The following is an 18828-nucleotide window of genomic DNA, read 5'->3' on the forward strand; positions in this document are numbered from 1 at the left end:
TTACTCCGCCTTTCCCGCAGGCGCTGCGGGCGGCGCTTCATGAGGCGACACTTTTGCACCCGGCTGCACTTTCTGCAGGCCGCTCACAATCACCTTCTCGCCTGCTTTCAGACCGTCCGAAACGAGCCAGGATTCGCCAACCGTCCGCAGGACCTGAATGGAACGCTGACTGACCTTGTTCTCACCGTCCACGATCATGACATACGGATTGCCCTTGGCATCCCGCGCAACCGCAACCTGCGGCACCAGCAGACCGTGCGGATCAATACCTTCTTCAATATGGGCATTCACGAACATGCCCGGCAGCAGCAGATGATCGGGGTTCGGGAAAACGGCACGCATGACGAGCGTTCCGGTCGCCGGATCCACCGTGACTTCAGAAAGCTGCAACTTGCCGCGCAACGGATATTCGGAGTTGTCTTCGAGCTTCAGGCCGACCGCGGCCGCATCCGCACCATTCCGCTCCAGCTGCCCATCCGCCAGCTCACGTTTCAGACGCAACATGTCGGTGGCGGCCAGATTGACGTCCACATAAATCGGGTCAAGTCGTGTCACGACCGCAACCGGCTGGGTCTGCCCCGCCGTCAGAAGCGCACCCGCCGTATAAAGCGTGCGGCCAATACGCCCACTGATGGGCGCACGAACATGGGTATAATTCAGGTTGACGGCTGCTGCTTCCAGCGCGGCTTTCGCCTGTGCCACCTGCGCTTCGGCTTCACGCGCCGTTGCCAGCGTATTGTCGAAATCCTGCGAACTCACGGCGTGGGCAGCCACCAGCGGACGGTACCGCTTGAGCTGCCCATTCGCCCGCTCCGCCACGGCCTGCGCGTTCAGAAGCTGCGCTTTCGCCTGATCGTAAGCTGCCTGATACGGAGCGATATAAATCTGGAAAAGCTGCTGCCCGGCCTTGACGTCCGCACCCTGTTCGAAATCACGCGAGACAATAACACCATTCACCTGCGGACGGATCTGCGCCTGTTCGTAAGCATCCGTCCGTCCCGGCAGGGACGTCTCAAGCGTGACCGGCTGGGTCTTGAGCGTGACCACATCGACAGGCTGGGGCGGCATCTGGGGAGGGGGCGTTTTTTTCTGACACCCTGCCACCAGCAGCGGGAGCGCCAGAAGCGGCACCAGAAAACTGCCCCTCCCACCCCACGAACCGACCGGAGACAGGGCAGCAGAACAATTCAAAGACATTTTCTGAAAAGAAGGCATGATACGGCCGCTATCCTGTGATACAGAAACCCGCTAGTTTCCCGCGAGGACGGAAACTAGCGGGTTTCTTTGACAGACGTCAATTCGGTCTGTGAAATAATATTGGAGTTCATCTTGCCCAGTCAGTCGAGCAGCCAGTCCGAAGACCGGAAACAGCCCTGCTGTGGCCGCCCAGCGCAGCTCGACGAAGCGGAAAGACGCAACCGGATTCTCGACGCCGCCAGTTCGGTCCTGATCACCCATGGCTATCACGCCACGTCGATGGACAGCATCGCATCCTGCTCGGGAATGTCCAAAAAAACTCTCTATCAGTTTTTCGACTCCAAACAGGTCCTGTTCGAAACACTGATCCTTGAGCGGCTGTTTGCTCCCATAAACTACACACCCGTCCCAACGGACTCCATGGAAAAACAGCTTCTGGGCCTCATGACCAGTATTGCTGCCTGCATGTTCTGTGATGAGCGTCTGAGCCTGCTGCGCTCCGTCATTACGGAAACGAGCCGCAACCCCGCAGTCCGGCAACTGGTCGCAGATCTGTTTCAGCTCTCGGGGCGCGTTCTGCCCATTCAGAACTGGATGACCATTCAGTCCGAAGCAGGCAGACTGGACATTCCCGACATTACGGAAGCTTCGGACCTCCTTTTCGGCATGACACTCGGCGGCCCGACGCTGGGACGCCTTACACATTGCAAACCAAGTCGTTCAAAAGAAAAGCTCGAGGAATTCATGGCTTACGGCATAAGGGTTTTCCTCGAAGGGCATCGTCCCGTCAGCCCTCCCCTGAACGGGCATTAACCGCCAGCCGAGACGGGTGGCGTCGCGGCGCCATCCTTGCTCCCCGTCAACAGACTGAAAACACCTTCAGAAGCTGTCCCTTTCATCGACGGACCAAACCGAGTCTGAAGATTTCTGAGTGTCTGCTGATCCTGCGCTCTGGACGCATCTCCGCCAATCCGAAGAATGAGAGCCTGCTGGTCCGGAGAAAGCGGCGCCTTCGCCGCCTCGCCAGCTCCCGGCAGCGCGTCCAGCATGGGCGTCAGGGCCTCCACCGCCCGGGACCACTCCCCTGCCTTTTCAGCTATCTGGGCCCGCAGCGTCCAGGCCCGCGGATCCCGAATGCTAGCAAGTTCGCCCGCTGCTTCATCCGAACGATGATCGGCCAGAGCAATCTGCGCGCGCAGAAGCGCAACCTCCACGGACTGACTGCTGCTGCCTCCCGGTAGCGCCAGCGCAGCATCAGGAGAGCCTTCGGCAAACCCTGAGAGATCCTGCCGTGCTGCCTTGGCATCTCCCATATCGAGTTCCAGCTTGGTCAACCGGATCCGGACGGCCATGCCCTGCGCCCCACTTTGGAGATCCGCAAGCTTCCTCAAAGCATCCCGTTCCTGATCGGGCAGCCCCATGGCCTCATAACGACGGGCCAGACCGTCGAGAATATCCCGCTGTAAAGGAACGTTCTCTGAAGCTCCGTTCAGCGCATCCTTCAGAAACGCAACTTCATCCATATTCTGCCTCCCCCCTGAAGAGGCAGCCTGCGCCATACGGCGGATGATATCAGTCTTCTGGGGCTCCACTTCCGCCATATCGTCAGGATAGAGGCGATCCCATTCCCGAATCGCTGCCGCAGCCCCTGCGAGGTTGCCACCGTTCATCAGAGCCTCAATCTGCAAAAGCCGCGCATTCTTTTCCCGCCCTGCGATCCGAAGTGCCGGCAGGACGCCATCAACCTGATCGGCAACAGCCTGCGGGGGCAGAGTTTTCTTATCCAACGCCTGCTTAAGAAGCGCTTCTCTTGCCACCGGCCAAACCAGCGGCGACGCTTCATGTGACAGCGCCTTCAACTTCTCTTCTGCATCCGGTGCATTCCGGCGAGCCGCCAGAAGCGCTTTCGCAAGAGCCACTTGCGGCTCATCTGGAAACTTCTCAAGAATTTTCGTCGCGTTTTCATTTCCATAGCGCGCCACCCACTGGGCGGCAGACGGCAGGAGGCGATCTCGCAGAGGGGCCGCATATGCCTGAAGAACAGGCAAACCTGTCGCAATCAGGTCTGCCGTATGACTATGGTCGCTTTCCACCGTTCCCGATGCAATCTGCCCAGCCCTACTGGTGGGCGGCATGAGCATACGCATCATTCCACGCCAGAGCTGATCTTCAGGAGTACTTTCTCCATCTTCAGTCAGATAAGATAAGGCTTCGCGCTGGTTAAGCACGGCCGAAATCTGTTGCAACCGACGCGCCTCAGGTTTTTCCGCGCCTTCAGGCCAGTCCTGCAACGCCACCTGCATGACTTCACCCAGGAGCGGTCCGTTCCCCACACGCGCTGCCGCCTGGGCAACCCGCATACGAGCCTCAAACCGATCGGCCGATGAGGCCAGAGCGGCGGCGCGCACACTTCTTCTGAGGGCCTCACGCAATTCTTCTGGCGTTCCGCTTCTCAGGCTGACACCACTCAGGGAAGAGCCATAGGGCTGAAGCCGATTGGCCCCCATCAAAGGGAAACTCCCCGGCCCCATCGTATCCAGAACTAGCTTTCCGGCCGTCTGACGCAATTCGATATCATCAGAATCAGCCGCAACCACCACACCCATCAGACTGCTTCGAACTGCAAATCCGCTTCCCTGACGGCGCATGGGCTGTTCGATACGTCCCGATCGCGTCATTCCCAGAAGCAGCCTCCGACCCGAGGCCGGGTCATCCAGTGCCACGACCTGAGGTAATCCATCCTGAACAGGCGATGTGAACGTCAATGCGTTTCCGTCCTGCCCCAGCAGCATATCGGCCTGAGGTTTTGCGTCAGAAGCGATCGAAACCGTCCACCCCGCCCCCACAGGACGCAAAACCGGATCACGATCATCAGACAATCCAATCGTTATAACCGTTACATCAGGGAGAAGTCTGCTGGAGACGGACGTGAAGGGCCCGACGCCAGACAGGCCTGCCGTATCAAGAGCATGCCGTCCGGCCGCCACAAGGACGATATTCTGACCGTTCCGAAAAGCTGCAACAGGCGTCAGTTCCCCAAGCGGGAGCCAGAGTCCGGTCGCGTCAGGAACCTGCATGGACGCCGCAGACGACACATTAACAACCTGAGGTTGAGGTTCGGATATCGGAGTGAACCCCGCCGAAATCCGTTTCTCCTGCACAGCTTTTTCCGGGTGCGGGAAAAGAGGCGCAGGATCGTTTAAAAACGACCATCCAGCAGGCAACAGCTTATCATCCGCTGCAGGACCGACAGGGCCTTTCTCTGGTCCGGATTTGACACTGGACGTTCTGGTCTGCGCGGCGATTGCTCCTCCAAGGGAAGAGAAACCCAGAACTGCGGCCAGGATCACCCTTTTCATCCGTTGCTACCAATCCGGGCAATGGGACGTGCATGAGAATTTGCAAGAAGCTGTGTCGCCAGAATGGCGCGTTGAGGCGACATCGCTTCCATGATCGCCGAAGCCTTGCGAGAGTTCATCCTGTTGAGGAGCGCCGCACCAACGCGTAAATCCAGAATATTGAAGATCGCGGCGGCATCTTCCGGCCTCATCGTCTGATAGATTTTGACGAGCCGATCCGCGTCATCGTTCCGCAACAGGTCCGTATGTTGTTCGCTGCTTTCAAGCGCTGTTCGGGAATTTTCCAGCGCAGTCATGCGGCGCTGAAGTTCTTCCTCAGCAGCATCAACAAGACGTTGACGGTCATTCAGAGCCGCATCCCTGCGATTCAGTTCTTTCTCCCGTGAAGCGAGTTGCTCAGCGAGAGCAGGATCAGCGGGCTGGACCAAAGAAGGCACATCTGCGGATGCAGGACCCTTACATCCCCCTTTGGCACACAGATCATCGGTTTTCGGAGAAGCCCCAGCGGCAGGAGGAACGGTTTCAGCAGGCTTGGGAGGCTGAACCTGAAGAGGCGCCGGCGCAGGTGCAACAGGTTGAGGTTGGGCCATGGCGACAGCAGTCAGAGCGGACGATGAGGCCTCTGTATCACCCATCAGATCGCCCGCAATAGCGTAAATCTTGACCCCGAGAAGAACAATCATCAGGCCACAGGCAAGATGCAGAATACGGAAAAACATGCCTGATTATCCCTGCTTCTGACGAAGCGCTCGCAAGAGTTCACGCTCCGCCGCGCTTTTGCTGCCACTAGGCTTCATCGTTCGGACTTCATCTGGCTTTAGACGCAGGGCCGAACGGAAATTCGCTGCCTCGGATGGTTCCTCGGTCCGAGAGGATGCCTTTACTGCAACACGTCCAGCAGGCAGGAGCGATTCCAACTGTTGAGCGAGGGTTTCGGACCGGTCACACAGCATGGCCAGATCTCGCTTCAGACTTTTGCCGGATTCAACCGTCTTACCCAAAGCACGCCCCACGAGTTCCGTGGTCTGACGCAGATGATCAATACCCGACTGCGCCTGAGCACTGCTGGACTGAAGACTTGAAATCAGAGCATCGAGCTGTCCACGGTCACGTCGCAGCACTGAAAGGGCTCGCCCCAAGTACAGGCTGTAAAAAATAGTCACCAGAAGCAGCACTGAAAGGGCAATTTCAATCCCGAGCTGAAATCCGTCCATAAAATATGCTCCGATCAGCTATAGGATTTGGCACGATCCGTGCCGGGTTTCTGGTTAAGAACTTCTTCAATCTTGACAGCGATCTGTCCCTGTTTTCGCCCGACACGCCCTTTAAAAAGAGCATGTTCGCCACAACGCAGAGTGACGAGAGCTTCTGGTTTTCGGCGCAGGACCAGTTGATCTCCGGGAACGAGCTTCATGATGTCTCTCAAATTCACGGTCTGCTCTTCCAGAACGGCATCAAGGGTCAGATCAGTTTGCCAGAGCTCCTCCGCCAGATGACTTTCCCACATGCCGTCGTGACCGAACTTCTCTCCCATGAACTGCTGAAGAAGGATGTCCCGAACTGGCTCGAGTGTGGCGTGCGGCAACACGATATCCACATCTCCCCCTCGACCTTCCATATCAATGCCGAACCGTGATGTAATCACACCGTTTCCAGCACGGCAGACCATCGCAAAACGTGAGTTCATTTCGAGCCGCTCGAAATGAAAATTGACGGCACAGAGCGGGCTAAAACTTGTTTCCAGATCATCAAGAATAATCCTGACCATAGGCTCGATCAGGGCGCGTTCAATAGCTGTATGGTGCCGACCTGTTTGCCGAGACGGCGTCGGGCAATCGTTGCGGACATGCCCTCCAAGGAGGGCATCGACAATGCTGTAAATCAGCGAAGAACTCAGCACGAGAATGCCGTAATTGTCCCATTCTTCAGCCTTGAAGACTGCAATCATGGCCTGTCCTGGAACGTTTTCGAGATAATCTCCAAAACGCTGGGAACCCAGCCGGTCCATAGACGCTTCAACATTGTCGCTCGTAAAATTACGCAGGCTGGTGGTCAGAATCCGCGTGAAACGGTCAAAAACAACTTCGAGCATGGGCAGGCGCTCGGACGATATGCCAGACGTGCTGACAACACGTTCGATGCCGCTGCTTTTCGAAGGGCCGCTGACTTCGGAATCTTTCCCAAAAAAACTGTCAATTTCAGCCTGACTGAGAACCTGATCGTTGCCTTCCTCAAAACCCGCAAAACCGTTTCCGGCAAGCGGGAAAGCCGCAGCAGGTATCCCGGGATCCCGATCTGCAAACGTGGTGTCGGCCTGTCGATCATCGCTCACTGCACCAGCACCTCTACGAAAAAGAGATCCCTGACCCGAAGAGGCGCCACGATATTGGTGATCTGCGCCAGCATTGTTTCCCGCAGGCGGTAAATGCCGCTTCCGGACAGCTCCGAAGGCTGCATCCCATGCAGGCAAGTTTGGAAAGCATCCTGAATCTGAGGCATCAGGGCAGCGACATTTTCGGCATTTTTGCCGTCTTCAACTTCAAGTCGTGCGCCGATCCGGACATATCGCGTCCGCTCCGATCCGGAGTCGAGATTGGAGAGAATGGTCGGGATGGTGATGGTCGTCCATTTCACGGGCTGGGCAGCAGTCTTGGCAGCCGGGGTTGCCGCGTGATGAAAATGCTTCCATGCAAAGGCTCCACCACCAGCCAGAAGCAGGCATGCGAGCACTGCAAGGATGATGATCTTGCGCTTACCCCCCTTCTTGACCGGGGTTTCGTTTTCCGGAGTCTCCGTCGTCACCGTTTGCCTGCCTTCTCTTTCGGACAGTGCTCATCATCTGCGCAAAAGATTAACAGTGGGTTTATGATGCTCAGGAAAAGGCGAGTCTTCCTTCAGACGGGAACCATGATCCTGAGCCTCGCGGCCCTTGCGGGCTGCGCGTCCCAGCGTTCTCCTTACAACCGCTACTATTCTTCAAGCGGGGCCTACCGCGCACCGGGACCGGCCGGGGATCCCTGGCGGCCGTACATCCTGCAGGCCGCCAGCCGCTTCTCGATTCCGCAGGACTGGATCCGGGCCGTCATCCATCAGGAATCCGGCGGCCACCAGTTTCTGGACGGACGGCCCATCACCTCCCACTCCGGCGCAATGGGGCTGATGCAGCTCATGCCACAAACCTACGCCGACATGCGTTCGCGCTACGGTTTGAGGTCGGACCCTTACGAACCTCATGACAACATCATGGCAGGAACTGGCTATATCAGCATTCTCGCCCGAAAATACGGGGCTCCGGCCTTTCTCGCGGCCTACAATGCCGGCCCGCAGCGACTTGAGGAGTACCTTTCCGAGGGACGCCAGTTGCCTAACGAAACCGTCAATTACGTCGCAAGCATCACACCTCATCTGGGCACGCAGATTGCCATGACAGGCCCTCTGGCCGCCTATGCCAGCGCAGATCAGTTGAACGCCTCCCAGTCCGGAGCCTCCTATGCCGGACTGCCAATGGCCCAGAGCACTCCTGCGCCCGTCATGACGGCCTCGCGCAGTGTCGAGCAGGTCTGGGCGAGCCGACATGTCACGAGTGCTGCGGCACAGACACCGATTACAGGACCAATCGCCGCCCCCAGCGCCGTGCCGTGCAACCCGGACGACGCCTACGATCCAGACGTACCCTGTGCCGTCCAGCCCGTTGGAACCTCACAGCTCCCTCCACCTTCTGCAACAGCTACGTCCCGGCCTCTCGCAGCGCCTCCTGTCATACCGACACCACATATGCTTCCGGTTCAGCCTACGGAGTCGACCACAGTGGTCGTCGGCTATCACCGGCCGGGGAGCTATGGTCCATGGGCCATTCAGGTGGGGGCATTCGGCAGTATCGGACAGGCAAAATTCGCCGCAACCATGGCGCGGCAGGCGGCCTTTGCGCCGCTTCAGTCTGCCCGAATCGAAGTCCACCCTACGCCAAGTCACGGCACCACTGTCTGGCGCGCGCGCCTGACGGGCATCAGCCGCGCAGGAGCCGCCGAGGCCTGCTCAACTCTTTCCGGACAGGGAATGGCCTGCATGGCCGTTCCGCCGGGACATTGAAGGCACAGTCAGCGACCCAGTTTCACCCATGCAATCAATCCGCGTTGGCAATGTGGCGACTTTCGCCTATGTTCCCATGCATGAGACACATAGCTGCCGCGCATGAAGCGTAGACCCTCCAAGCCTTCGCCTCTCGTCACGCCCTTTCAGCTTTACCGATACCTTCCCCGAAGACTTCTCAGGACGCGCAGATGACGACAAGCCCGGCCCCCGATCACACCCCAAGCCATCAGACAGGGGCCATCAGCGAGGAAGGCTATCACAAGGATCTCGGACGCCGTCATGTCCAGATGATTGCCATCGGCGGGGCCATCGGTACGGGGCTATTCCTCGGGGCGGGCTCACGCCTCCAGATGGCTGGACCGTCTCTTGCCATCATCTATGCAGTCTGCGGCGTTTTTTCGTTCCTGATCCTGCGCGCGCTGGGCGAGCTTGTCATGTATCGCCCGACCAGCGGCAGCTTCGTGACTTATGCGCGCGAATTCCTCGGTGAACGTGCCGCCTATATGGCGGGCTGGTTGTCCTTCCTGAACTGGGCCATGACCGGCATCGTCGATATCACGGCCGTCGCGCTCTATATGCATTACTGGGCAGTTTTCCTGCCGGTTCCGCAATGGGTCTTCGCTCTTGTGGCACTGACGATCGTCGGCACCATGAACATGATCGGCGTGCGCTATTTTGGCGAGATGGAGTTCTGGTTCTCCCTCATCAAAGTCATAGCGCTGACGCTTTTCCTGATTGCAGGCGCCCTCATTCTCGGCACGCGCATGCCGGTTGCCGGCCACACGACAGGCTTTCACCTGATTACCGAAAACGGTGGTATCTTCCCGCATGGACTGTTTTCCGCCCTGATGCTGCTTCAGGGGGTGGTGTTCGCCTATTCCGGTATCGAACTGCTGGGGACAGCCGCAGGCGAATGCGAGGACGCCCGTGAAATCCTTCCGCGCGCCGTCAACAGCGTGATCTGGCGGATTGGGCTGTTCTATGTGGGCTCGGTTGTTTTGCTGGTCTGCCTCCTGCCCTGGACAGAATATCATGCCGGCACCAGCCCGTTCGTCACGTTCTTTCAAGCACTGGGCATCCCCGGTATCGGCACGATCATGAACATCGTAGTGCTGACGGCCGCCCTCTCCAGCCTCAATTCCGGCCTGTACTCCACCGGGCGAGTGCTGCGCGCCCTGTCTCTCGGTGGATCCGGCCCCCGGGCGCTGAGCAAGCTGAACAAAAGCTCTGTACCTTATGTCGGTATTCTCACCACGCTGGGCGTGTATCTGGTGGGTGTGATGCTGAACTATCTCATCCCGTCCCGCGTGTTTGAAATCGTCCTGAACTTTTCGGCGTTGGGCATCATCAGTACATGGGGCTTCATCCTGCTGTGCCAACTCCGGCTGCGGGCCGCGATCAATCGCGGGGACATCATGCCAACGGGCTTCAACATGCCCGGCGCTCCTTATACGACATGGGCGACGCTGGGTTTTCTGGGCTTCGTTCTGGTCATGATGGCTTTCGACTACCCGGACGGTACGATCACGATCGGCGCCATCCCGCTGATCGGCGCCGTACTAATCGGTGGCTGGTGCCTGCTGGACCGCAGCCGTCGCCACGGCTGATCCCGTTCTCTTGGCTTTTGACATTTGAAAAGGGCGCTCCGCAGAGCGCCCTTTTTCATCTCCGCATGATGGGAAGCCTTATTTCGCCTGCCCAAGTTCAGACCACAAATACGCATAGCTAAGTGCCTGAGTCTGGGCGATTTCCTTCTGGCTGGCCCCGAAGCCATGACCGCCAGCAACCTGCTCCCAATAATAATAGGGCAGTTTGAGTTCGCTCATCCGCCAAGCAAAACGCCTTGCATGAACAGGACCGACGCGATCATCCTTCGTGGTCGTCTCGATGAACGGCACGGGATATTTCACATCGGGCTTGAGGTTCTGAAGCGGCGAAATTCCGCGCAGGAACGCCTTCTGCTCGGGGATGGAGACCGTTCCATATTCCCCGACCCACGACGCGCCCGCCGACATGTGTTCGTAGTTCATCATGTCCAGCAGCGGCACTTCGATATCAACAGCCTTCCAGAAATCCGGATGCTGCGTGAACTCCACGCCCATCAACAGACCGCCATTGGAACCGCCCTGAATCGCCAGATGCTGCGGCGACGTCACTTTACGGTCCATCAGATCCTTCGCTACGGCAGCAAAGTCGTCATAGATCCGCTGGCGATTGGTCTTCAGACCCGCATCGTGCCAGGCCGGTCCGAATTCTCCACCGCCGCGGATATTCGCCAGAACATACACCCCGCCGCGCGCCAGCCAGTTATTGCCGATCCCGGCCGAATAGAACGGGAAAAGCGGCACTTCAAACCCGCCATAAGCGTAAAGAAGTGTCGGGTTGGTTCCATCCAGCGCCATGTCCCGGGGATGGACGATGAAATACGGAATGCTGGTGCCGTCTTTCGAGCGAACTTCCTGCTGTTCCACCGCCATCTTCGAGGCGTCGAACTGCGCTGGCAGCGTATGGAGCTTCTGAACCGAAGCCGTGTCGCTGTTGATCTCCCACAGCGTGGTCGGGCTCAGGAAACCGCTCGAAACAGCATAAGCCACCGGACTGTCTTCATCGACGCTGGCCAGATCGACCGACATGTTCTCTGGCAAAGGCAGATCCCGGTGCGTGAAGGCCGCGCCTGTGGGCGTATAGATCGAAATCTTGCCCCGCACATTGTCATAGAGCGTGACGATCAGATGGCCATGGCTCGTGGACGCCCCCTCGATCATCTGACGGCCCGTCGGTGCCACCAGAAGCTGGGGCGCGACCGTTGCCGCAGCCGGATCGACCAGCACCACGCTGCCCTGCGGGAAGGACTGCGCTCCGACCTTCCAGTCTTCCTTGAGCTGAACCACCAGACGACCATTGAACAGTCCGGCAACATCCGCCTTCAGGGGAATGGCGACCTGCGTCACCTGACCGCCCCGATACAAGAACAGCTTCGACGAAAACGCATCCAGCCCTTCGCGGATCAGCATGACCTGATGTCCTGCGCCGTCATGCAGCACTTCCGGCCCGACTTCGACGTCCTTCCGGCTGCCGGTGAAAACCGTCTGCGCCTGATCGAGGGACTGGCCGCGCTTGAGAAGCTTCACGATGTACGGATAAGAGGATTCCGTCACATCTGCAGACGTCCAGGGATAGCTGACCAGAAGCGTGTCACGGTCTAGCCAGCTTGAATCCTGCTTGGCATGCGGAAGATTGAACCCGCCCTCGACGAATTTTCCAGTCCGCAGATCAAATTCCCGCACGGTCTTGGCATCTTCACCACCATCGGAAAGATGGAGCAGGCAGAGATTCTGCTGGCTGTGCAGGCAGTCCACCCCGCCATAAACCCAGTTACGCTTTTCCTTCGCCGCCAGCGCATCCAGATCCAGCGCGACAGTCCATTCCGGATGATCGGTCGCATAGGAATCCGGCGTCGTCCGGCGCAGGACACCCCGCAAATGTTGGTCATCACGCCAGAAATTATAGATCATCCCGTCGATCTGGATGGGAGAGGCGAGACGATCATGCGTCTGAAGCAGTTTCAGGGACGTCGCATATAGGCTCTGGTAAAGCGGACCATGCCCCAGAAGGCGCAGAGTACGGGCGTTCTGCTCCTTCACCCAGGCCATCGCCTGCGCGCCATTGATATCGCTCAGCCAGCCGGGAATGGTGTCGGGAACATCCGCCGCATGCAGCGGCGTGAACATGCTGCCCGTCAGCAGAACGGCTAGACCGGCCCGGCGAAAACTGCGAAAAACTGTCACTGTAACAATTCCTTCTGATTGTTTCAGAAGGAAACTGTCATTCCACAAGCGAAACCGCAAGTGCGGTCCCTGCAGCCGGTAACCAGACCAGACAGGTCGTCCCCTTGCCCGGCGCGCTCGCAATCCGAAGACGCCCGCCATGCCGGTCCAGAATATGCCGTACGATGGACAGACCCAGGCCCGTCCCCTGCCCTGCCCCGTCAGTCGGCGCGCCAACACGATAGAACCGCTCCGTCAAACGGGGCAGATGATGCGCCTCCATCCCACAGCCATTGTCCTCAATCCCGAGAATGACGCCACCATCCGCAGGCCAGCGATCATCGGGGATGACAGCACGCCGGGCCGACAACGTAATGGTCAGGGGCTCGTCTTCTTTTGCACCATAGCGCAGGGCGTTCTCGATCAGGTTGAGCAGCACCTGCACCATCTCGTCCTCATCGGCCCGCACCATGAGATCGTCTTCGACTTCAAGGGTCAGCGTACGCCCTTCCCGCTCGAAACGCGGCGCGACTTCCCCGAGTACCACGGCCATCAGATCCGCCACATCCACGAGATCGCGCGGACGCTGATGCTCGTGCGCCTGAACACGCGACAGGTATAGAAGCCGGTCGATCAGCCGTTTCAGCCGTTCAGACTGCTGGCGCATGATATCGAGAAACTGTTGACGCATGACCGGATTTTCCCCGGCCGCGCCCTGCAATGCGTCGATAAATCCGCTCAGCGACGCCAGCGGCGTACGCAATTCATGGCTGGCGTGCGCCACGAAGTCCGTTCGCGTCCGGTCCGCAGCCCGCGCCTCGCTATGATCGTTCAGCACGACCAGAACACGCTTGTCCTGCCCCTTGCCGCCCGGAAGACGGCGTAGCATCAGATGAAGCGTCCGCGGAACCGGCACATCAAGCGTGAACGTCGTGGAGCAAACGGGCGGCAGGTCGCCACGGCTGTTACCCTCCGCTGTGCCGGATGGTGCCGGAACGCGCAAAGCCGCAGACAGGGCCGAGCGGGCCGCTGGATGACGCAGGATCGCGCCCACCGTTTCCCCGAACTGGGACGCTGCCTCTTCATTGACCTGCACGATCGCTCCCAGCCCATCCAGAACTACGGCACAGGCGGGCAACGGATCGACCGGCAGATCGGCCGGAGAGACGGGTTTCAGGTAGTCGTCAGGAGGCGAAGTCGGAACGCGTGGCTGACGCAGCAGGAGCCAGACCGCCAGCACCCATCCCGCGAGCGCCACACAGACAAGGACCATGCCTACCTGCAACGGCAGCGTGTCCGCTACAGACGGAAGTCCTCCTCCCGGCAGCGCTCCGGAAAGTGCTCCCGACGACACCCGTCAGGCGCCGTCCGTCGTCGGGCCGTCATCCAGCGCATAACCAGCCGCACGCACGGTCCGCACCAGATCCATCTCGCCCGGCCCATTGATGGCCTTGCGCAGACGCCGGATATGAACGTCGATCGTCCGGATCTCGACATGAATGTTCTGCCCCCAGATCCGGCGCAGCAGATCCTCGCGGGAGAACACCTTGCGCGGATTGCGGATCAGCAGATCCAGCAGGCGATATTCCGTCGGCCCCAGAGACAGCATCCGACCGCCACGCTCCACGCGGTGCGTTTCAGGATCGAGCGTGATATCCGCGAAGGACAGGCGATCATAGGAAGACTGGTGCCGCCGCAGCAGAGCGCGCAAACGCGCATCGAGCGTATCGACGCTGCACGGCTTCATCAGATAATCGTCCGCGCCCGTGTCCAGCCCACGGATCGCATCCTGCTCGGCCGAACGCGCCGTCAGTAGCAGCACCGGCACGTCCCGCAGCGCAGGGTTGGCTCGGATGCGACGGCACACATCCAGTCCGGACAGGCCCGGAAGCATCCAGTCCAGAACAACGGCATCCGGGCGGGACGTCTCAAGCGCCAGAAGCGCCGCCTCTCCGTCTTCCGCCGTCTCGACGCGATAGCCGCGCTGTTCGAGATTGTAGCAGGTCATCAGCAGCAGGGCAGGATCGTCCTCGACGAGAAGAACGAGCCCCTTGGCACGTGCGGGGGATGGGCTCTTCACCGAACGTCCGGCTCCTGCATCGTTTCCGTCACCGTCAGGGCGGAAGCCGGGCCACCGCGCGGGCGCAGGGACGGCAGATTATCGCCGGTCACGGCGTAGAAAACGCGCTCGGCGATATTGGTCGCATGATCGCCAATCCGCTCAAGGTTCTTGGCGATGAACAACAATTCCGTGCAGGCGCGGATATTGCGAGCATCTTCCATCATGTACGTCACGAGTTCACGGAACAGAGCCGTGTAATATTCGTCCACCGCACGGTCCGAGTGCCAGACTTCCATGGCGCGGTTGGAATCCTGCTGCGTGATCGCATCAATCGAACGGCGCAGGTTTTCCTGCACGAGACGCCCCATGCTGCGCAAACCCGAGAGCGAAATCTGGTTTTCCGGCATCCGGATCCGCAGCGAACGACGCGCGATGGAAGACGCATAATCGCCAATCCGCTCCAGATCGCCCGTAATTTTCAGCGCCGCCACGATTTCACGCAGATCGCCCGCCATCGGGCTTCGCAGCGCCAGAAGACGAATGGCAAGACCTTCGACCTCACGTTCGAGCTGGTCCACTTCCGGGTCTTGGCGCGCCGCCGCATCGGCGGCTTCCTCGTTACGGTCCGCAATGGCAGACAGCGCGAGAGCAACCTGATTTTCGACGATGCCGCCCATCTGCGCCATCATGGAGCGGAGCTGGCCCAGCTCCTGTTCGTAGCTTTTGACGATGTGGGATCTGTCAGCCATGACGCGTTATCCAAACCTGCCGGTGATGTAGTCCTGGGTCTGCTGCTGCTTCGGATTGGTGAACATCCGGTCCGCGCTATCCACTTCGATCAGACGCCCCATGTAGAAGAACGCTACCTGATCCGCACAGCGTGCAGCCTGCTGCATGTTGTGGGTCACGATCGCAATCGTGAATTCTTCCTTGAGTTCGTCAAGCAGTTCTTCGATACGCGCCGTTGAAATCGGGTCGAGCGCCGAAGTCGGTTCGTCAAGCAGCAGGACTTCAGGCCGCGTCGCAATGGAACGCGCAATGCACAGACGCTGCTGCTGACCACCGGAAAGACCGGAAGCAGGAGCGTTCAGACGGTCCCGGACTTCGTTCCACAGCGCCACACGCGTCAGAACGTCCTGAACGCGCGCATCCATGTCCGCCTTGTTCAGCTTTTCATGCAGACGCACGCCGAACGCGATATTGTCATAGATCGACATCGGAAACGGCGTCGGCTTCTGGAACACCATACCCACACGCGCACGCAGGATATTCAGGTCCAGATCGTGATCCAGAATATTGCGCCCGTCGAACATGACTTCGCCGGTCGCACGCTGGCCGGGATACAGGTCATACATGCGGTTAAAAATCCGCAACAACGTGGATTTGCCACAGCCGCTCGGCCCGATCATGGCCGTTACCCGACGGGCCTGAAAATCCACCGAAATGTCGTGCAGGGCGTGGTTTTCGCCGTAATAGAAATTCAGGTTGCGGACAGCCAGCGCCACTTCAGGGCTCTTCGCCGCCTGCGGATCAGTCTTGGTCATCATGGAATCCTGTGTCATCCCCTGCAGTGTTCCCGGGGTCATCCGCGTCGCGCCGAGACGCGGACGGCAATATTGATGGCCAGCACACCCATCGTCACCAGAAGCGCACCGGCCCAGGCAAGCTGTACCCAGTCTTCATAGGACGCACCGGCATACTGGTAGATCGTCACCGGCAGGCTCGCCATCGGGCGGGTGAGGCTGAAAGACCAGTTCTGGTTGCCCAGCGATGTAAACAGCAGCGGCGCCGTCTCACCGCTCACACGGGCCAGCGCCAGAAGAATGCCCGTCAGAACGCCCGTCTTGGCGGAACGCAGGCACAGCGACAGCGTCACCCTCCAGCGCGTTGCTCCCAGAGCCGCACCAGCTTCGCGCATGGCAGTCGGAACGAGACGCAGCATGTCCTCGGTCGTACGAACAATGATCGGAACAGCCAGAATGGCCAGAGCCACGGAACCGGCCAGCGCGGAGAAATGTCCGAACGGCGCCACCATAACCTGATAGACGAACAGACCCACCAGAATGGACGGCACCGACATCAGCACGTCTGAGACGAACCGGACGCAGGATGCGAATTTATTGGTGTCCGTCCCGTATTCCGAAAGATAGATCCCGCATCCGAGCCCGAGCGGCGTCGCGAGCAGCAGGGCCAGAAACGTCTGGATCAGACTGCCCACGATGGCATTCGCCAGACCGGAAGACGAGCCCGGCGGCCCCATCGGTTTCATGATCGCAGCAGCGGACAGTCCGGCAAGCCCGCGGGACAGCAGGGTCCACAGGATAGACGCCAGAACCAGCACGAGGATGCCCGCCATGACCATCCCGAAAGCGGTGGCCACATGATCGGCGCTCCGACGACGGGCTGCGCGGGGGTTGGGCTTCCAGCCGTTGGTGGAAACGACGCTATCGCTCATTTCGTATTCCCCCGCAGCATCCGCGCCAACGCCAGACTGGCGAATGACAGCAGCATCAGAATGAAGCCCAGCGCCAAAAGCGCCGAAAGTCGCAACGATCCAGCCGGACTTTCCGGAAACTGAAGAGCGATCAGAGACGCAACCGTGCTGCGCGGCGCAAACAGCGACCAGCCAACATCCGTCACGTTCCCGATCACAAAGGTTACGGCCATGGTCTCGCCCAGCGCGCGCCCCATGCCCAGCACGATCGCACCGATCATGCCCGAGCGGGACCACGGCACCACAACCTTCCACATCACGTCCCAGCGCGTGGCTCCAAGGCCATAGGCGCTTTCACGCAACATGTTGGGCATCGCGGCAAAGACGTCGCGCATCACTGCCGTCATGAAAGGCGCAATCATGACCGCCAGAACCAGACCGGCCGTCATCAGGCCCGTTCCGAAGGGCGCACCATGAATAATGAATTTGATGCCCGGCACGTGCTTGAAATGATGGGTCAGGAACGGCTGGACCGTCCGCGCCATGAAGGGAACGATCGTGAAAAAGCCCCACATACCGAAGATGATCGACGGCACGGCAGCCAGAAGCTGAACCGCCGTCCCCACGATGGCGGCAATCCGGGGCGGCGCCATCGCCGTCAGCCAGAACGCCGTGCCAAAGGCCAGCGGCAGCGCGATCGCCACACCGATCAGCGTACTGACAATCGTCCCGAACAGCGGCGCCCAGGCACCATAAAGATCCGCAACCGGATTCCAGACATCACTGAAGGCAAAACCCAGACCAAACGTCCGAAACGCCTGGCTTCCCCCAATTCCCATGAGGACCACAAGCCCCCCCAGCACCACGAGAACCAGCAGCGCAGATGCCGCCACCAGAAAATGGAAGGCGGTGTCAGGACCGCTGCGGCGGCTCCCACTTCGGGAAGCACCGGCCGTGTCGCGGGCCTCTTCGGACGGCGTGGCTGTGGCAAGGGTCATGCGTGAAAAGCTCTGACTTGAAAAACGGGCATTATCCGGCGACCGAAGCCACCACATCAGTGCATTAGCCCTCCTGTCGGGGAAGAACAACCGGAACAGGAACGACACCCGATGAAAGATTTATGTCATTACCGCATCAAATGCCCGGAACACACCTCACTAAACCTAGAGAAAAACCCCGCACGACGTTCTTTTCCAAAACAGAAAACCATCAGGTCAGAAATGGAAGCACCCTCAAAGGAACCTCCTTACGGATAACACGTTTGGGACACTGACAGCCCCGCATCAAGCGGAGTGCCAAGACATCTCAGCGGCTTTGACGGTCCTCTGAAACGGGCCGTAAGCCAGTGCTCAGGAGTATTCACATGGTTTCCAGAACAGACCGTCATGTGACGCAGAACAACACAGCGGACAACACCAAGAATGTTTCCATCGAAACGCTGAACGCCCGCCTGTCGGACCTGATCGATCTGGCGCTGATCACCAAGCAGGCCCACTGGAACCTCAAGGGACCGCAGTTTATCGGCGTCCATGAAATGCTTGATGGCTTCCGCACCAGCATTGACGGTTATTCAGACACCGTTGCAGAGCGTGCCGTACAGCTTGGGGGAACAGCACTCGGAACCGTGCAGGACGTTTCCAAAAACAGTGCCTGCACGCCCTATCCGAACAACATCTATCGCGTTGCAGACCACCTCGCGGCCCTGATCGACCGCTATGCGACAGTGGCAAACAACGTACGTGAGTCCATCAAGGTGACGGACGAAGCGGGCGATGACGACACGGCTGACATTTTCACGGAAGTGTCCCGTGGCCTCGACAAGCACCTGTGGTTCCTTGAGGCCCATGTTCAGGAGCCGACCGGTCAGATGCGTGATGGCGACCACAAGGGCAGTCGCAACTGATCCGAACGATTTCT

Annotated in this window: 17 protein-coding genes; 4 read left to right on the forward strand and 13 right to left on the reverse strand. The window is 59.3% G+C overall.

Features of this window, described 5'->3' with window-relative positions; all coding sequences use genetic code 11:
* A complete protein-coding gene (locus GKO01_RS02775; RefSeq protein ID WP_099285652.1) occupies positions 1–1215 on the reverse strand; it encodes an efflux RND transporter periplasmic adaptor subunit in 1215 nt (404 codons plus the stop codon).
* A 114-nt stretch (positions 1216–1329) separates the two neighbouring features.
* Here GKO01_RS02775 and GKO01_RS02780 point away from each other — a divergent pair, with 114 nt between their 5' ends.
* Positions 1330–2010 carry a TetR/AcrR family transcriptional regulator gene (locus GKO01_RS02780; RefSeq protein ID WP_241009440.1) on the forward strand — a complete coding sequence of 227 codons (681 nt, stop codon included), beginning with the start codon at positions 1330–1332 and terminating at the stop codon, positions 2008–2010.
* Here the strand turns inward: GKO01_RS02780 and GKO01_RS02785 are convergent.
* The 5 genes from GKO01_RS02785 to GKO01_RS02805 all read right to left on the reverse strand — a co-directional run bounded on the left by GKO01_RS02785 (position 2007) and on the right by GKO01_RS02805 (position 7358).
* A complete protein-coding gene (locus tag GKO01_RS02785) occupies positions 2007–4274 on the reverse strand; it encodes a tetratricopeptide repeat protein (protein ID WP_167383413.1) in 2268 nt (755 codons plus the stop codon). The two genes, GKO01_RS02780 and GKO01_RS02785, sit on opposite strands and share 4 nt — an antisense overlap.
* 278 nt (positions 4275–4552) lie before the next feature.
* Positions 4553–5275 carry a MotE family protein gene (locus GKO01_RS02790; RefSeq protein WP_099285655.1) on the reverse strand — a complete coding sequence of 241 codons (723 nt, stop codon included), beginning with the start codon at positions 5273–5275 and terminating at the stop codon, positions 4553–4555.
* 6 nt (positions 5276–5281) lie between these two features.
* Positions 5282–5770, reverse strand: coding sequence for a DUF6468 domain-containing protein (locus GKO01_RS02795; protein ID WP_099285656.1), 489 nt, complete (start codon positions 5768–5770; stop codon positions 5282–5284).
* Between the two features lie 14 nt (positions 5771–5784).
* The gene (gene fliM / locus GKO01_RS02800; RefSeq protein ID WP_099285657.1) at positions 5785–6888 is read right to left on the reverse strand and encodes a flagellar motor switch protein FliM; all 1104 of its coding nucleotides are present in this window, start codon (positions 6886–6888) and stop codon (positions 5785–5787) included.
* Positions 6885–7358 (reverse strand): flagellar basal body-associated FliL family protein, encoded by a 474-nt coding sequence (locus GKO01_RS02805; protein WP_099285658.1) that lies wholly within the window; start codon positions 7356–7358, stop codon positions 6885–6887. Before GKO01_RS02805 ends, fliM begins: the two co-directional genes overlap by 4 nt.
* Positions 7359–7421: 63 nt before the next feature.
* On the opposite strand from GKO01_RS02805, the gene GKO01_RS02810 reads away from it, so the two are divergent.
* Both GKO01_RS02810 and GKO01_RS02815 read left to right on the forward strand, forming a co-directional pair.
* Positions 7422–8645, forward strand: coding sequence for a lytic transglycosylase domain-containing protein (locus tag GKO01_RS02810; protein ID WP_099285659.1), 1224 nt, complete (start codon positions 7422–7424; stop codon positions 8643–8645).
* Positions 8646–8836: 191 nt separating this feature from the next.
* A complete protein-coding gene (locus GKO01_RS02815; protein ID WP_099285660.1) occupies positions 8837–10255 on the forward strand; it encodes an amino acid permease in 1419 nt (472 codons plus the stop codon).
* A gap of 78 nt (positions 10256–10333) precedes the next feature.
* On the opposite strand, the gene GKO01_RS02820 is transcribed toward GKO01_RS02815, so the two are convergent.
* The 7 genes from GKO01_RS02820 to pstC are packed head-to-tail and all read right to left on the reverse strand — an operon-like array spanning position 10334 to position 17909.
* Complete coding sequence (locus GKO01_RS02820; protein WP_244901297.1) at positions 10334–12436, reverse strand: prolyl oligopeptidase family serine peptidase; 2103 nt, start codon at positions 12434–12436, stop codon at positions 10334–10336.
* Positions 12437–12473: 37 nt separating this feature from the next.
* Positions 12474–13769 (reverse strand): sensor histidine kinase, encoded by a 1296-nt coding sequence (locus tag GKO01_RS02825; RefSeq protein ID WP_244901298.1) that lies wholly within the window; start codon positions 13767–13769, stop codon positions 12474–12476.
* A gap of 3 nt (positions 13770–13772) precedes the next feature.
* Complete coding sequence (locus GKO01_RS02830; RefSeq protein WP_099285662.1) at positions 13773–14495, reverse strand: response regulator; 723 nt, start codon at positions 14493–14495, stop codon at positions 13773–13775.
* Positions 14492–15226, reverse strand: a complete 735-nt coding sequence (gene phoU / locus GKO01_RS02835; RefSeq protein WP_099285663.1) for a phosphate signaling complex protein PhoU — start codon at positions 15224–15226, stop codon at positions 14492–14494. The genes GKO01_RS02830 and phoU overlap by 4 nt, the downstream gene beginning before the upstream one ends.
* Positions 15227–15232: 6 nt before the next feature.
* The gene (gene pstB, locus GKO01_RS02840; protein WP_099285664.1) at positions 15233–16021 is read right to left on the reverse strand and encodes a phosphate ABC transporter ATP-binding protein PstB; all 789 of its coding nucleotides are present in this window, start codon (positions 16019–16021) and stop codon (positions 15233–15235) included.
* A 38-nt stretch (positions 16022–16059) separates the two neighbouring features.
* Positions 16060–16932, reverse strand: a complete 873-nt coding sequence (pstA, locus tag GKO01_RS02845; protein ID WP_099285665.1) for a phosphate ABC transporter permease PstA — start codon at positions 16930–16932, stop codon at positions 16060–16062.
* Complete coding sequence (pstC, locus tag GKO01_RS02850) at positions 16929–17909, reverse strand: phosphate ABC transporter permease subunit PstC (RefSeq protein ID WP_099285852.1); 981 nt, start codon at positions 17907–17909, stop codon at positions 16929–16931. Before pstC ends, pstA begins: the two co-directional genes overlap by 4 nt.
* Before the next feature lie 365 nt (positions 17910–18274).
* On the opposite strand from pstC, the gene dps reads away from it, so the two are divergent.
* Entirely contained in the window at positions 18275–18814 is a 540-nt protein-coding gene (gene dps, locus GKO01_RS02855) for a DNA starvation/stationary phase protection protein Dps (protein WP_099285666.1), read from the forward strand.
* Positions 18815–18828: the final 14 nt, after the last annotated feature.

Source organism: Gluconobacter kondonii, from assembly GCF_002723995.1.
GTDB lineage: Bacteria > Pseudomonadota > Alphaproteobacteria > Acetobacterales > Acetobacteraceae > Gluconobacter > Gluconobacter kondonii.